Genomic DNA, 13,268 nt, shown 5'->3' with positions numbered 1-13,268 from the left:
GTCAGTGCACCGGTTTGAGCGGCAGCAGGGCGCTGATGCGGAAGCCCCCGCCGGGGCGCGGGCCCGCGTCCAGGGTGCCGCCGACCATGCCGACGCGTTCGCGCATGCCGATCAGGCCGTGGCCCCGCCCGTCGGCGCCGCCGTCCTCGTACAGCTCGTGCGGAGCGCCCTTGCCGTCGTCCTCGACGAGCAGGCCCAGGCCGTCGTCGAAGTAGACCAGGCGCACGCTCGCGCCCGCGTTCGGTCCGCCGTGCTTGCGGGTGTTGGTCAGGGCCTCCTGCACGATGCGGTACGCGGTCAGTTCGACGCCGCTGGGCAGGGAGCGCGGGGTGCCCTCGATCCGGAAGTCGACGGGCAGCCCCGAGCTCCGGCATTGCTCGACCAGCTCCTTGATCTGCTCCACGTCGGGCTGCGGCACGTACTCGCCGCTCTCCTGGTGCTCGCCGGTGCGCAGCACGCCCAGCAGGCGACGCATCTCGGCGAGCGCCTGGCGGCCGGTGGAGGAGATGGTCTCCAGGGCCTTCTTCGCCTGGTCGGGGGCGGCGTCGAGGACGTATGCGGCGCCGTCGGCCTGCACCACCATCACCGACACGTTGTGCGCCACCACGTCGTGCAGTTCGCGCGCGATCCGGGCGCGCTCGGCGGCCACCGCGACCTTGGCCTGCGCCTCGCGCTCCTTCTCCAGGCGGGCCGCGCGCTCCTCCAGCTGGGCGAAGTAGGCGCGGCGGGTGCGCATGGAGTCGCCGAGCACCCAGGCGAGGGCGAAGGGGACCGTCTGGAAGACGGCTATAGCGGCCTGGCCCGCGAAGGTGTCGTGCACGGCCGGCCAGCGAATCTGCGCCAGGGTCGCCGCGAACAGGCTGACGCCGAGCGCGAGTCGGGAGGCCCAGCGCGCGCCGACCGCGGCCACGGTGTAAGTGGCCACCAGCATGGCGAAGTCGGCGACTGTCGTCTCGATGTCCAGGACCAGTTGGGCCAGCCCCGTCGCGAAGGCCAGCAGCAGCATCGGCTCCGGGAAACGGCGGCGCAGCGCGACGACGAGACACAGGACGGCGGACACCGCGAGCCCCGGACCGATGGGCATGTGATGGCCGGGCGCCCCGTTGATGCTGAACACGCTCACGCCGGAGATACCGAACAGGACGACGGCCCAGAAGGCGTCGACCGATGTCGGATGCCTGCGGAGGAAGTCATAGAGGCGCTGCACGTAACCCAGAGTAGGGAAGCGGGATAGGTGCAGAGGTCAACCGGAGGGCCGATCCGGACGCGGCCCTCGTACTCCCCAAGGTGGAGGCACTGATCACCTGTGCGCCTAGTCTGGCGGTGTGAGCAACGGGACAGCGGACGGCTCCACGACGCGTGCGACGGGCGACACGGCGGACCGTACGCCTGACCGCGGGGCGGACCGTGCCCCCGACCGCGCGGCCGGTGAGTGGCGCGGCTGGCGGGCGGCGGCCGAGGAGGCCCTGTACGGGCCGGACGGCTTCTACCGGCGTCCCGAGGGGCCGGCCGGGCATTTCCGTACGTCCGTGCACGCCTCGACGCTGTTCGCGACGGCCGTGGCGCGGCTGCTGTGCCGGGTCGACGAGCTGCTGGGCCGCCCGGCGGAGCTCGGTTTCGTGGACATGGCGGCCGGACGGGGCGAACTGGCCGCCGGGGTGCTCGCCGCGCTGCCCGCCGAGGCGGCCTCCCGCGCGCGTGTGTACGCGGTCGAGATCGCCGGGCGGCCGACGGGCCTCGATCACCGGATCGAGTGGCTGAGCGAGCCCCCGGAGCGGCTCACCGGGCTGCTGTTCGCCAACGAGTGGCTGGACAACGTACCGGTGGAGGTGGCCGAGGTGGACGCGTCGGGGGTGCCCCGGCACGTCCTCGTCCGGCGGGACGGCACCGAGCGGCTCGGGGAGCCGGTGTCGGGAGCGGAGGCCGCGTGGCTGGGGCGCTGGTGGCCGCTGCCGCCCGAGCCGGGGCTGCGCGCCGAGATCGGACTGCCGCGGGACGACGCCTGGGCCGCCGCGGTCTCCCGGGTCGAGCGGGGCCTCGCGGTCGCCGTCGACTACGCGCACCTGGCCGGGGCCCGCCCACCCTTCGGAACGCTCGCCGGCTTCCGCGAGGGACGCGAGACGGCCCCCGTGCCGGACGGCTCGTGCGACATCACGGCGCACGTCGCCCTGGACGCGTGCGCCGTCGCGCTCCCCGGCGCACGCCTGTGCTCCCAGCGCGAGGCGCTGCGCGCCCTAGGGGTCAGCGGCGCACGCCCTCCCCTTTCGCTCGCCTCCACGCGCCCCTCGGAGTACGTGCGCGCCCTCGCGAGCGCCGGTGAGGCCGCCGAGCTCACCGCGGCGGGCGGCCTCGGCGACTTCGGCTGGCTGCGCCAGCCCGTCGGGATCGCGGACCCGCTCCCCGGCATCGCCGGCCCGCCCTCCGCATGAGCGGTGGCGCCGCGCGGACGGCGCCCTACTTGTCGATGTCCCCGACCACGAAGAACATCGAGCCCAGGATCGCCACCATGTCCGCCACCAGCGTCCCCGGCAGCAGCTCGGTCAGCGCCTGGATGTTGTTGTACGAGGCCGAGCGCAGCTTCAGCCGGTACGGGGTCTTGTCGCCCTTGCTGACCAGGTAGTAGCCGTTGATGCCGAGCGGGTTCTCGGTCCAGGCGTAGGTGTGCCCCTCGGGGGCCTTCAGCACCTTGGGCAGCCGCTGGTTGATCGGGCCGGGCGGCAGCTCGGCCAGCCGGTCCAGACAGGCGTCGGCCAGGTCCAGCGCGTTGTGGGTCTGCTCCAGCAGGCACTCGAACCGGGCGAGGCAGTCGCCCTCCCGCCGGGTCACCACCTCGAGCGTGTCCGCCAGCTCCCCGTACGCCAGGTACGGCTCGTCGCGGCGCAGGTCGAAGTCGACGCCCGAGGCGCGCGCGATGGGCCCGCTCACGCCGTAGGCGTGCACGGTCTCCGGTGCCAGCTCTCCCACGCCCCGCGTACGCCCCCGGAAGATCTCGTTGCCGAGCACCAGGTCGTCGAAGACGTCCATGCGGGACCGCACGGCGGCGACGGCGGCACGCGCGCGCGTGGCCCACCCGGCGGGCAGGTCCTCCTTGAGCCCGCCGACCCGGTTGAACATGTAGTGCATCCGGCCGCCGGAGACCTCCTCCATGACGTTCTGGAGGACCTCCCGCTCGCGGAAGGCGTAGAAGACCGGCGTGATGCCGCCCAGCTCCAGCGGATAGGAGCCGAGGAACATCAGGTGGTTGAGCACCCGGTTCAGCTCCGCGAGCAGGGTGCGCGTCCACACCGCGCGCTCGGGGACCTCCATGCCGAGCATCCGCTCCACGGCGAGGACCACGCCCAGCTCGTTCGAGAACGCCGACAGCCAGTCGTGCCGGTTGGCGAGCATGATGATCTGGCGGTAGTCCCGCGCCTCGAACAGCTTCTCCGCGCCGCGGTGCATGTAGCCGATCACCGGCTCCGCCCGCATGATGCGCTCACCGTCCAGCACCAGCTTCAGCCGCAGCACGCCGTGCGTGGACGGATGCTGCGGTCCGATGTTGAGCACCATGTCGGTGCTTTCCGCGGCGCCGCCGATCCCGATCATGGTCTCCGTCATGGGAGTCATGGACACAGTCTTGCGTACGTACGCTTGCGGTATGGAGACGGGGAGCCTGGACGAGGAGCGGGCGGCCGCGGCCGAGCCCGCGTGGACCGCGCTGCCGCCGGGACTGCTGCGGATACGCCGGCTGCTGCTGGTGCTGTGGCTGAGCCCGCTCACCCTGGCCGTGGGGGTGCTGCTCGGTGCGCTGGCCGGTCCCGCCTGGGCGGCGTTCGCGCTGCTGCCGCTGGCACTGCTGGCCTGGGGCTGGGTGCTGCTGGGACGCAACTGGCGCTCCTGGCGCTACGCCGAGCGCGCGGACGACCTCCTGATCAGCCGGGGGGTGCTGTGGCGCGAGGAGACCGTCGTGCCGTACGGCCGGATGCAGCTGGTCGAGGTGACCTCCGGGCCCCTCGAACGGCGCTTCGGGCTGGCCACCGTGCAGCTGCACACGGCGGCCGCCGCGACCGACGCGACCATCCCCGGCCTCGACCCGGCCGAGGCGGAACGCCTGCGCGACCGGCTCACCCGGCTCGGCGAGGCACGATCGGCGGGGCTGTGACGGCGGACGACGGCGTCGGCACCACGCACGGCGACGACAAGGGCGAGGGGGTCGTCGAGGCCGTGGACCGGGGCGACGAGGCCGTGGACCGGAACGAGCCCGGCGTGATCGAGCGGCGGCTGCATCCCGTGACGCCGCTCCGGCGCGCGTGGGCGCCGGTCGCCGTGCTCGCCGGGTGGGCGGTGCACGACCCGAGCCAGGCGCAGCAGCAGCTGACGCGGCTGACGACGACGATGCTGCTGGCCGGGCTCGCGGTGCTCCTCCCGGCGGCCGCCCTGTACGGCTTCCTGTCCTGGTGGTGCACGCACTTCGCGGTGACCGACACCGAACTGCGCATCCGCACCGGCCTGTTGTTCCGCCGCACCGCGCACATCCGGCTGGAGCGGATCCAGGCCGTCGACGTCACCCGGCCGCTGCTCGCGCGCGTCGCGGGCGTGGCCAAGCTGAAGCTGGACGTCATAGGGACGGACAAGAAGGACGAACTCGCCTTCCTCGGCGAGGACGACGCCCGCGCCCTGCGCGCCGAACTGCTGGCGCGAGCCGCCGGTTTCGCTCCCGAGACCGCGCGAGAGGTCGGCGAGGCGCCCGCGCGGGAACTCGTCCGTGTCCCGGGGCGGGTGATCGCGCTCTCGCTGTTGCTGATCGGCGCGACCTGGGGCTCGCTGGCCACCGCGGTGGTCGTGCCGCCGCTGGTGTGGCTGGGCACCCACAGCCTGTGGACGGTGCTGGCCGTCGGGCTGCCGCTGTTCGGCGGGGCCGTCACGAGCAGCGTCGGGCGATTCGTCAGCGCCTATGGCTGGACGGTGAGCGAGTCGCCCGACGGACTGCGCATCGACCGGGGGCTGCTCGACCGTACGCACGAGACGGTGCCGCCGGGGCGGGTGCAGACCGTACGGATCGTGGAGCCGCTGCTGTGGCGGCGGCTCGGCTGGGTGCGGGTGGAGCTCGACGTGGCCGGGTCGTCGAACTCCGTGCTGCTGCCGGTCGCTCCGCACCGGATCGCCGAGTCGGTGATCGCGCGCGTGCTGCCCGGAGTGGCGGTGCCGGAGGCCACCTCCTTGGTACGTCCCCCGCGGCGCGCCCGGTGGTGCACGCCGGTGTGGTGGCGCGGGCACGGGATAGCCGTCACCGACACGGTGTTCGCCGCCCGGCACGGGCTGCTGAGGCGGCGGCTCGCGCTGGTCCCGCATGCCAAGGTGCAGAGCGTACGGCTCACGCAGGGGCCCTGGCAGCGGGCTTGGCGGCTCGCCGACGTGCACGTGGACACGGGCGCGAACAAGACCGTCGCGGCACGCCTGCGGGACGCCCGAGAAGCGTCCCGGCTGCTGCTGGCACAGGCGGAACGGTCGCGGACCGGGCGGCGCGAGGCCCGGCCGGACCGGTGGATGCAGGGGTGACACGGCGGTGATGCAGGTGGCGCGGGGTGAGGTGACGGCGCAGCGGTAAGGGCCGTGGTCCAGGTGCCACGCCCCTTGCCTTCGGCTGCTGTGTCCGCTTCTTCGGTGGAGGCCGTCCGTCTCAGGAGGCCGCGGTGCGCAGACGCTGGACGTCGATCTGCTCCGTCTCGTCGTGGGCGGTCAGGTCGATGACCTGACCCACGCCACGGGCGTCGGCGTCGGCCCGCTTGTACCGCGACTCGGACTCGGCCTTGTGCAGGGCCAGGGCCTCCTGGCCCACGACATCGGCCAGGTCCTCGTTCTGGACGGTCTCCAGGGCGGTGGACGGCGACCCGTTCTTCGTGCCGAAGAAGTCGAACCCGCCTTCGACCGCCGGGCGCCGTGCGGGCGCGGACGGCACCACGGCCACGGCGGTCGGCACGGTGAAGTGGCCGGTGGGCTGCTGTCCGGCGGGCCTGCCCGGCGCGGGCGGCTCGGGCGTGGCCGTCGTCGTCGCGGCACCGGGAGTCGACTCCGCGGTCGTTCCGGCAGCGGCCGCGGCCCCCTCGGCCGCCGTGGTCGTCCCGGTCTCGGCCGGCCCGGCGGAACCGCCCGGCCCGCGCCCGCCCGCCTCGGTCGTCGGGGTGGCGGCCGCGTGCCCGTGCGCGTCGGCCGCCTCGGGCTGCCCCTGTGGTTCGTCCTCCGCCGCCGCGTCCGCGTCGCCGCCGACGGCCCTGCCGGTCTCCGCACCGTCGACCGCTTCCCTCGCGGGCTCGTCATCCCCGGCGAACCGCGACAGCGCCGTCCTGGCGCGCAGGAACAACGCGGAACCCTCCGGGGAGAACACGCCCGGAGCCGCGTCGAGGGGCTTGTGGGCCGCAACCTCCGCAGCCTCCGTGTCCTCCATGACTTCCGAGGCCTCAGCGGCCTCAGCGGCCTCCGTGTCAGCGGCCTGGCCGGCGGTCGTGGCTCCCGTCCGGTCGGCGGGGGCGGCCTCCAGCGCGCGGGCGTCCGGCGCGGCCTCCAGCTCCAGCAGACGGCGGCCCTCCAGGGCACTGGCCCGCTCGGTCTCCGCGGTGGCGTAGCGGCGCAGCAGGGCCGCGTGCTCGTTGCGCAGCCCCGCCAGTTCCTTGCGCTTGGCCCGCAGCTTGTGCTCGAGGCGGAGGCGGAGTTCGCGCGACTCCTCCAGATCGGACTCGAGTTCGGCGACCCGTTCCTCGAAGCGCCACTCGTCGCTCGCCCGCGCGCGCGTGAGGTCGGCGACCTTGCGGCCGGCCTGAGCGTCCCAGCGGCGCATGACGACCGCACCGGTGAGCGTGGTCAGTGCCGCGGCCGCGGCGAGGGACCGCAGCACCACCGGTGCCGTGAACACCCAGGGACCCAGGGCGCAGACAAGGGAGACGCCGGCGATCGCCGAAGGAGGCAGCAGCCTGTGCAAGGGCGGGGAATGGCGGTGACGTCCACGTGGCATGGCCAGAAACTTACCGCGAGTAGGCGAATCGTGGTGGCCCGCCCCGCAAAAAGACGGCCATCGGAACCGGGCCCTTTTCCCGTTCTTCCCCGCGGGCCCGCTCCCGGCCTTCTCGGAAGAGCGCGCACCGCCCTCTTCCGAGAGCCCGTGACCCTTCGACAAGATCGTTTTCAGCGGTCGCTCAGCCGCCCGCTGAGCCACTGCAGCATCGCCGGGATCTCGCGCTTCCAGGTGTTGAAGTTGTGGCCGCCGCTGTCCAGGATGATCGAGGCGATACGCGTCTTGTTCGTCGCCCTGACGGCGTCTATGAACCTGAGCGTGGCCCTGTAGTCGGACTCGCCGTGCCTGCTGCTCGTGACGAGCAGTGAAGTGTTCGGAGCCGGACGGTGCTTGATGCTCCACATCAGGTCGGCTCGATTCCTCAGATTCCTCTTCCCGTGGAAGAGATCGCCGGTCGTCGGATCGAGCGCCGCCTTGTAGTACGGCGACAGCCCCGCGCCGGCCGCGTACACGTCGGGATGATGCATGGCCAGTTTCAGCGCGCAGTAACCGCCCGTGGAATCACCGGCGATGCCCCAGCTGCCCGGCTTTTTCCCGACCCGGTAGTGGGCGAGGACGGCATCGGGAAGATCCCTGGCGAAGAACGACTCGGTCTTCGGGCCGCCGGGGATGTCCACGCACTCGGTGTCGCGCGGCGGCGCCACGGTGGGCCGCAGCATCACCAGGATCATCGGCTGCATGCGCCCGTCCTTGGCCAGATCCAGGGCCGTACTCGGGTAGTCGAGCTTGCTGACGAGCGACTGGGCGATGCCCGGATATCCGGTGAGGACCACGGTCGCCGGGAAGGTGCGCGTGCGGTACTGCGGCTGGAAGTACTCCGGCGGCAGGTAGATGAAGGCGGAGGTGGCGATGTGGGTCGTACGACCGACGATGTCGACCTTCTGGATCTGCCCGGTCAGTTGCGGCCGCGATCCGCCGGTCGCCTTCATCGCCTGGGTGTCGACCACCTGGAGCGGGCCGCCGGGGGCGCCGTTGGCCGAGTGGTCGACGACGACACCCTGATCGGTCTCCTGTCCGAACAGGTCCGCCCAGCTGGCGTAGAAGCCGAAAGCCTGGTTGGCGCCGAGGCCGACGCAGGCGAAGATCATCGTCTGCGTGGCCAGCAGGATGCCGACGCGTCCGCTGACGGCCCGCCAGTTGCGGCGCGCCAGGCGGGGCCACAGCCACACCGTGGCGACGAACAGCAGCACGGCGAGCGCCACCGCCAGTACCAGCACTTTTTTGCTCGTGAGACCCATGGACTCTTTCCTGCCTGCACTTCCCCCGGGCACCGCCGACGCATCCTTGGCGAGGCCTTGCCCCGGGCTTTCCCTGGCCTTTGGCCCGGTTTTCCGGAGGGGAGTGAACCTTGCTCCCCAAGACACCGTCCTAGAGGGCGCAATGTCGCCGGATGCCCCGATCGGCACCGGATTCAAGGTCTCTCGCAGAACTACGGGATGCGATGTCTGTCAGGATAGATGGGGAAATGTCGGGCGAGGTTCCGGGTCGATCCCGTCGGATGCACCGCATATTCCGCGGTCCGCGCCCCGAGACCGTCCCCGTTCTCGTCGGCAGGGCCGCCGCCGTGGTGGGTCTCCTGGACATCGCGGCGGGTGTCTTTCCGCGCTTCCGGCACAGCCGGATGCACGCCCTCGCCGAGGTGCTGCCCGGATCGTTCGGCCCGTTCGCCGCGGCGCTGTCGCTCAGCGCGGGCGTGCTGTTGCTGCTGCTCGCGCACGGGCTGAAACGGCGCAAGCGGCGGGCCTGGCGCGCCGCCGTGGCGCTGCTCCCGGCGGGCGCCGTGGCCGAGTTCGTCTACCGGCACTCCGTGGTGGGGGCGGCCATCTCACTGGCGCTGCTGGCGCCGCTGCTGGTCCACCGCAGGGAGTTCTCGGCCCTGCCGGACCCGCGCAGCCGGTGGCGGGCGCTGGCCAACTTCGTACTCATGAGCGCGGGTTCACTGGCGCTGGGCATGCTCATCGTGAGCGTCCACACGCACCGCATGGTGGGCGACCCGAGCGTGGCGGACCGTCTCACCCACGTCGTGTACGGCCTGTTCGGCTTCGAGGGCCCGGTCGACTACCAGGGCAACACCTCGTGGACGGTCGCCTTCTCGCTCGGCGCGCTCGGCTGGCTCACCGCGGTCACCACGATCTACCTGGCGTTCCGCCCCGAGCACCCGGCCGCGCGGCTGACCGAGGAGGACGAGAGCAGGCTGCGCGCCCTGCTGGCCGAGCACGGCGGCCGGGACTCCCTCGGCCACTTCGCGCTGCGCCGCGACAAGGCGGTGGTGTTCTCGCCCAGCGGCAAGGCGGCGGTGACGTACCGCGTCGTCTCCGGTGTGATGCTCGCCAGCGGTGACCCGATCGGCGACGTCGAGGCCTGGCCGGGTGCCATCGAGCGGTTCATGGACGAGGCCAGGGCGCACTCCTGGACACCCGCCGTCATGGGCTGCTCCGAGACCGGCGGCCAGGTGTGGACCCGGGAGACCGGCCTGGACGCCCTGGAACTGGGCGACGAGGCGGTGGTCGACGTCGCGGATTTCTCGCTCGCCGGACGGGCGATGCGCAACGTCCGCCAGATGGTCAAGCGCATCGAACGGGCCGGCTACGAAACGCGGGTGCGGCGCGTCGGTGACCTCGGCGACGGCGAACTGGAGCGGATCCGGCGGGCCGCCGAGGACTGGCGGGGCACCGACACCGAGCGGGGCTTCTCCATGGCGCTCGGCCGCATCGGCGACCCGTCCGACGGGGACTGCCTCATAGCGACCGCGCACAAGCAGGACGACGAGCCGGGCGCGTACGGCGACCTGAAGGCGATCCTGCACTTCGTGCCCTGGGGCGCGGACGGCGTCTCCCTGGACCTGATGCGCCGCGACCGCTCGGCCGACCCCGGTATGAACGAACTGCTCATCGTGGCGGCGCTGCAGGCCGCGCCGAAGCTCGGCATCACCCGGATCTCGCTGAACTTCGCGATGTTCCGCTCGGCGCTGGCCCGCGGCGAGAAGATCGGTGCGGGTCCGGTGCTGCGGGCCTGGCGCGGGCTGCTGGTGTTCCTCTCGCGCTGGTTCCAGATCGAGTCGCTGTACAAGTTCAACGCCAAGTTCCGGCCGCGCTGGGAGCCGCGGTTCGTCGTCTACCGTGCCTCCGCCGACCTGCCCCGCATCGGCTTCGCCGCCATGCAGGCGGAGGGCTTCGTCGACCTCGCCCTGCCGCTCCCGCGCTTCCTGCGCCGCCACCGCACCGCACAGCGCCCGTGCCCCCACGCGGTCGCCGAACGCGGCGTCCGCGCCGCCTGACCCCGCACCGGTCCGAGAGAGCGCCCCGCCCACGGCTCAGGCGCCCTCTCGGGCACCGGGCCGATCGGTCTCCGCAACCCCGGCCTGTGGACGGCGTGCCTGGTCGAGGGCGCGTGGGGACGGCGTCCGGGTCCCGGGCGTGGTGGGCGCAGCCTGGGCCTACGCTGAACATATGAGCAACCTGAGCGGGCGCGGGACAGTGACGGGGCTTCCGGCGTGGGACCGGTGTGCGGTCATGGGGGTCGTGAACGTGACTCCCGACTCCTTCTCCGACGGCGGCCGCTGGTTCGACACGACCATCGCCGTCAAGCACGGCCTCGACCTGGTCGCGCAGGGCGCCGACCTGGTCGACGTCGGTGGCGAGTCCACCCGTCCGGGCGCCACCCGCGTCGACGAGGACGAGGAGCTCCGGAGGGTCATCCCGGTCGTCCGCGGCCTCGCCGCCGAGGGCGTCACGATCTCCGTCGACACCATGCGCGCCCGCGTCGCCGAGCAGGCCCTCGCGGCCGGGGCCGTGCTCGTCAACGACGTCAGCGGCGGTCTCGCGGACCCGGCCATGGTCCCCGTGGTGGCCGCCGCGGGCGTCCCGTTCGTCGTCATGCACTGGCGCGGCTTCCTCCAGGGCAGCGGCGTCAAGGGCGTGTACGCGGACGTCGTCACCGAGGTCGTCGACGAGCTGCACGCGCGCGTGGAGGCCGTTCTGGGCGGCGGCATCGCCCCCGACCGGATCGTGATCGACCCCGGCCTCGGTTTCTCCAAGGACGCCGTGCACGACCTGGAGCTCCTGGCCCACCTCGACCGGCTGCTCGGCCTCGGCCACCCCGTGCTGGTCGCCGCCTCCCGCAAGCGGTTCCTCGGCCGGGTGCTGGCCGGCCCGGAGGGCGCGCCTCCGCCCGCGCGCGAGCGCGACGCCGCCACCGCCGCCGTCTCCGCGCTCGCGGCGCACGCCGGCGCATGGGCGGTGCGCGTCCACGAGGTACGCGCGACGGCGGACGCGGTACGGGTCGCACGCGCCGTGGAGCAGGCACGCGGCCGCCGGAACGCCCCCACCGACGGCACGCACACCCCCGAGAGCACCCCCCACTCCCCCGAAGGACACCGGTGAGCGCCCCCCACACCGACGTCGAGGAGGTCCAGGCCGCCAACACGGCCTTCTACGAGGCACTGGAGCAGGGTGACTTCGAGGAGCTGTCCTCGCTCTGGCTCACCCCGTCCGACCTGGGCGTGGACGAGGAGTACCACGATCCGGCCGACACCGGGGTGGTCTCCTGCGTGCACCCCGGCTGGCCGGTGCTCACCGGCCGCGGCGAGGTGCTGCGCTCCTACGCGCTGATCATGGCGAACACCGACTACATCCAGTTCTTCCTCACCGACGTGCACGTCTCCGTCACGGCCAACACCGCCCTGGTGACCTGCACCGAGAACATCCTCAGCGGCGGCCCCGCCCCCGACGAGGGCGGCGAGCTCGGGCCGCTGGTCGGCCAGTTGGTCGTCGCCACCAATGTGTTCCGGCGCACACCGCTCGGCTGGAAGCTCTGGTCCCACCACGCCTCCCCTGTCCTGGCCGAGAGCGACGAGAACGAGGAGGCCGGGGACGACGAGACACCCGCCTGAGCGGGTAGGCGCACCACGGAGGAACGCCGGCGAGCGCCGGACGTGGCCGGAATCACGGGCGCGGCGGCAGAGGCGGCAGTCGGCCGGTGCGCATGCGGGTTCTCCAGGGGAAACGCCGGACGGAACCTGCCCGGCCCGGCCCACGGGACCGCGCCCGCGACCCGGCGCTGTCAGTGTCCGCAGGTAGATTCGTTGGCGACCGGTGTGCCGCCCGCACGCGGCAGCAGCCGGCCGTCACCGACGATTGCAGGAGTGATTCGCGTGGATCGTGTCGCGCTGCGCGGCCTGAAGGCTCGCGGGCACCACGGTGTGTTCCCCAAGGAGCGCGAGGAGGGCCAGACCTTCCTGGTGGACCTCGTCCTGGGCGTGGACACCCGCCGCGCCGCGGCCGACGACGACCTGGCGAAGACCGTGCACTACGGCATCGTGGCCGAGGAGGTCGTCGCCGTGGTGGAGGGCGAGCCCGTGAACCTCATCGAGACGCTCGCCGAGCGCATCGCCCAGGTCTGCCTGAAGCACGCGGGCGTCCAGGAGGTCGAGGTCTGCGTCCACAAGCCGGACGCGCCGATCACCGTCCCCTTCGACGACGTGACCGTCACCATCACCCGGAGCCGAGTATGAGCGCATCTTTCGCCCAGGGCCCCACCGACCCGACCGTCCAGCCGGTGCCCGCCTCCGTCGTCGAGAAGGTCGACGCCGCCGACACCACTCTGCAGAACCCGAAACGGGCCGTGATCTCCCTCGGGTCCAACCTCGGCAACCGACTGGAGACCCTTCAGGGCGCCGTCGACGCGCTGGAGGACACCCCGGGCGTCCGCATCAAGGCGGTCTCCCCCGTCTACGAGACGGAACCGTGGGGCGTCGAGCCCGGCTCCCAGCCGTCGTACTTCAACGCGGTCGTGGTCCTGAAGACGACGCTGCCGCCGTCCTCCCTGCTGGAGCGCGCCCACGCCATCGAGGAGGCCTTCCACCGGGTCCGGGACGGACGCTGGGGTCCGCGCACCATCGACGTCGACATCGTCGCCTACGCCGATGTCGTCTCCGACGACCCGCGTCTCACGCTCCCTCATCCGCGCGCCCACGAACGCGCCTTCGTCCTCGCCCCGTGGCACGACGTGGACCCCGAGGCCCAGCTGCCCGGCCGCGGCCCGGTGGCGGCCCTGCTGACCGCTCTCACCCGTGCGGGCGTGGAACCGCGCGGGGATCTGGAACTCCGGCTGCCCGAGTAGTCGTTAAGGTCGAGAAAGATCGGACGACGTACGGCACGGACGGACCCGTCGGCGGGCCGGGCCGAGCCGCTCACACCCGACCCAGGGTCCGGGGGAGCTG

12 protein-coding genes are annotated in these 13,268 nt (G+C 72.7%); 8 read left to right on the top strand and 4 right to left on the bottom strand.

Annotation, left to right across the window (positions count from 1 at the left end):
- Position 1: 1 nt before the first annotated feature.
- On the bottom strand, positions 2-1,207 hold the full coding sequence (locus ACWDUZ_RS10395) for a DUF7134 domain-containing protein (RefSeq protein WP_451631386.1): 1,206 nt from the start codon (positions 1,205-1,207) through the stop codon (positions 2-4).
- A 259-nt stretch (positions 1,208-1,466) separates the two neighbouring features.
- Between ACWDUZ_RS10395 and ACWDUZ_RS10390 the strand changes: the two genes are divergently transcribed.
- Complete coding sequence (locus ACWDUZ_RS10390; RefSeq protein WP_451631439.1) at positions 1,467-2,429, top strand: SAM-dependent methyltransferase; 963 nt, start codon at positions 1,467-1,469, stop codon at positions 2,427-2,429.
- Between the two features lie 25 nt (positions 2,430-2,454).
- Here the strand turns inward: ACWDUZ_RS10390 and ACWDUZ_RS10385 are convergent, their stop codons facing one another.
- Positions 2,455-3,606 (bottom strand): NADH-quinone oxidoreductase subunit D, encoded by a 1,152-nt coding sequence (locus ACWDUZ_RS10385; protein WP_451631385.1) that lies wholly within the window; start codon positions 3,604-3,606, stop codon positions 2,455-2,457.
- 31 nt (positions 3,607-3,637) lie between these two features.
- Between ACWDUZ_RS10385 and ACWDUZ_RS10380 the strand changes: the two genes are divergently transcribed.
- Together ACWDUZ_RS10380 and ACWDUZ_RS10375 are read left to right on the top strand one after the other, a co-directional pair.
- Positions 3,638-4,141 carry a PH domain-containing protein gene (locus ACWDUZ_RS10380; RefSeq protein ID WP_451631384.1) on the top strand — a complete coding sequence of 168 codons (504 nt, stop codon included), beginning with the start codon at positions 3,638-3,640 and terminating at the stop codon, positions 4,139-4,141.
- Between the two features lie 62 nt (positions 4,142-4,203).
- Entirely contained in the window at positions 4,204-5,538 is a 1,335-nt protein-coding gene (locus ACWDUZ_RS10375) for a PH domain-containing protein (protein ID WP_451631438.1), read from the top strand.
- Positions 5,539-5,659: 121 nt separating this feature from the next.
- Here ACWDUZ_RS10375 and ACWDUZ_RS10370 read toward each other — a convergent pair whose 3' ends face one another.
- Positions 5,660-6,988, bottom strand: coding sequence for a hypothetical protein (locus ACWDUZ_RS10370; protein WP_451631383.1), 1,329 nt, complete (start codon positions 6,986-6,988; stop codon positions 5,660-5,662).
- Between the two features lie 170 nt (positions 6,989-7,158).
- Positions 7,159-8,286, bottom strand: a complete 1,128-nt coding sequence (locus ACWDUZ_RS10365; RefSeq protein ID WP_451631382.1) for an alpha/beta hydrolase — start codon at positions 8,284-8,286, stop codon at positions 7,159-7,161.
- 227 nt (positions 8,287-8,513) lie between these two features.
- Between ACWDUZ_RS10365 and ACWDUZ_RS10360 the strand changes: the two genes are divergently transcribed.
- The 5 genes from ACWDUZ_RS10360 to folK all read left to right on the top strand — a co-directional run bounded on the left by ACWDUZ_RS10360 (position 8,514) and on the right by folK (position 13,168).
- Positions 8,514-10,325, top strand: a complete 1,812-nt coding sequence (locus ACWDUZ_RS10360) for a phosphatidylglycerol lysyltransferase domain-containing protein (protein ID WP_451631381.1) — start codon at positions 8,514-8,516, stop codon at positions 10,323-10,325.
- A gap of 172 nt (positions 10,326-10,497) precedes the next feature.
- On the top strand, positions 10,498-11,430 hold the full coding sequence (folP, locus tag ACWDUZ_RS10355) for a dihydropteroate synthase (RefSeq protein WP_451631380.1): 933 nt from the start codon (positions 10,498-10,500) through the stop codon (positions 11,428-11,430).
- Positions 11,427-11,939: a nuclear transport factor 2 family protein gene (locus ACWDUZ_RS10350; protein ID WP_451631379.1), complete on the top strand. Its 513-nt coding sequence runs from the start codon at positions 11,427-11,429 to the stop codon at positions 11,937-11,939. The genes folP and ACWDUZ_RS10350 overlap by 4 nt, the downstream gene beginning before the upstream one ends.
- A gap of 261 nt (positions 11,940-12,200) precedes the next feature.
- Entirely contained in the window at positions 12,201-12,560 is a 360-nt protein-coding gene (gene folB / locus ACWDUZ_RS10345) for a dihydroneopterin aldolase (RefSeq protein ID WP_451631378.1), read from the top strand.
- The gene (gene folK, locus ACWDUZ_RS10340; protein WP_451631377.1) at positions 12,557-13,168 is read left to right on the top strand and encodes a 2-amino-4-hydroxy-6-hydroxymethyldihydropteridine diphosphokinase; all 612 of its coding nucleotides are present in this window, start codon (positions 12,557-12,559) and stop codon (positions 13,166-13,168) included. The genes folB and folK overlap by 4 nt, the downstream gene beginning before the upstream one ends.
- Positions 13,169-13,268 lie beyond the last annotated feature (100 nt).

Source organism: Streptomyces sp. NPDC003393 (genome assembly GCF_053589015.1).
This window is presented reverse-complemented; position numbering and strand designations above follow the sequence as displayed.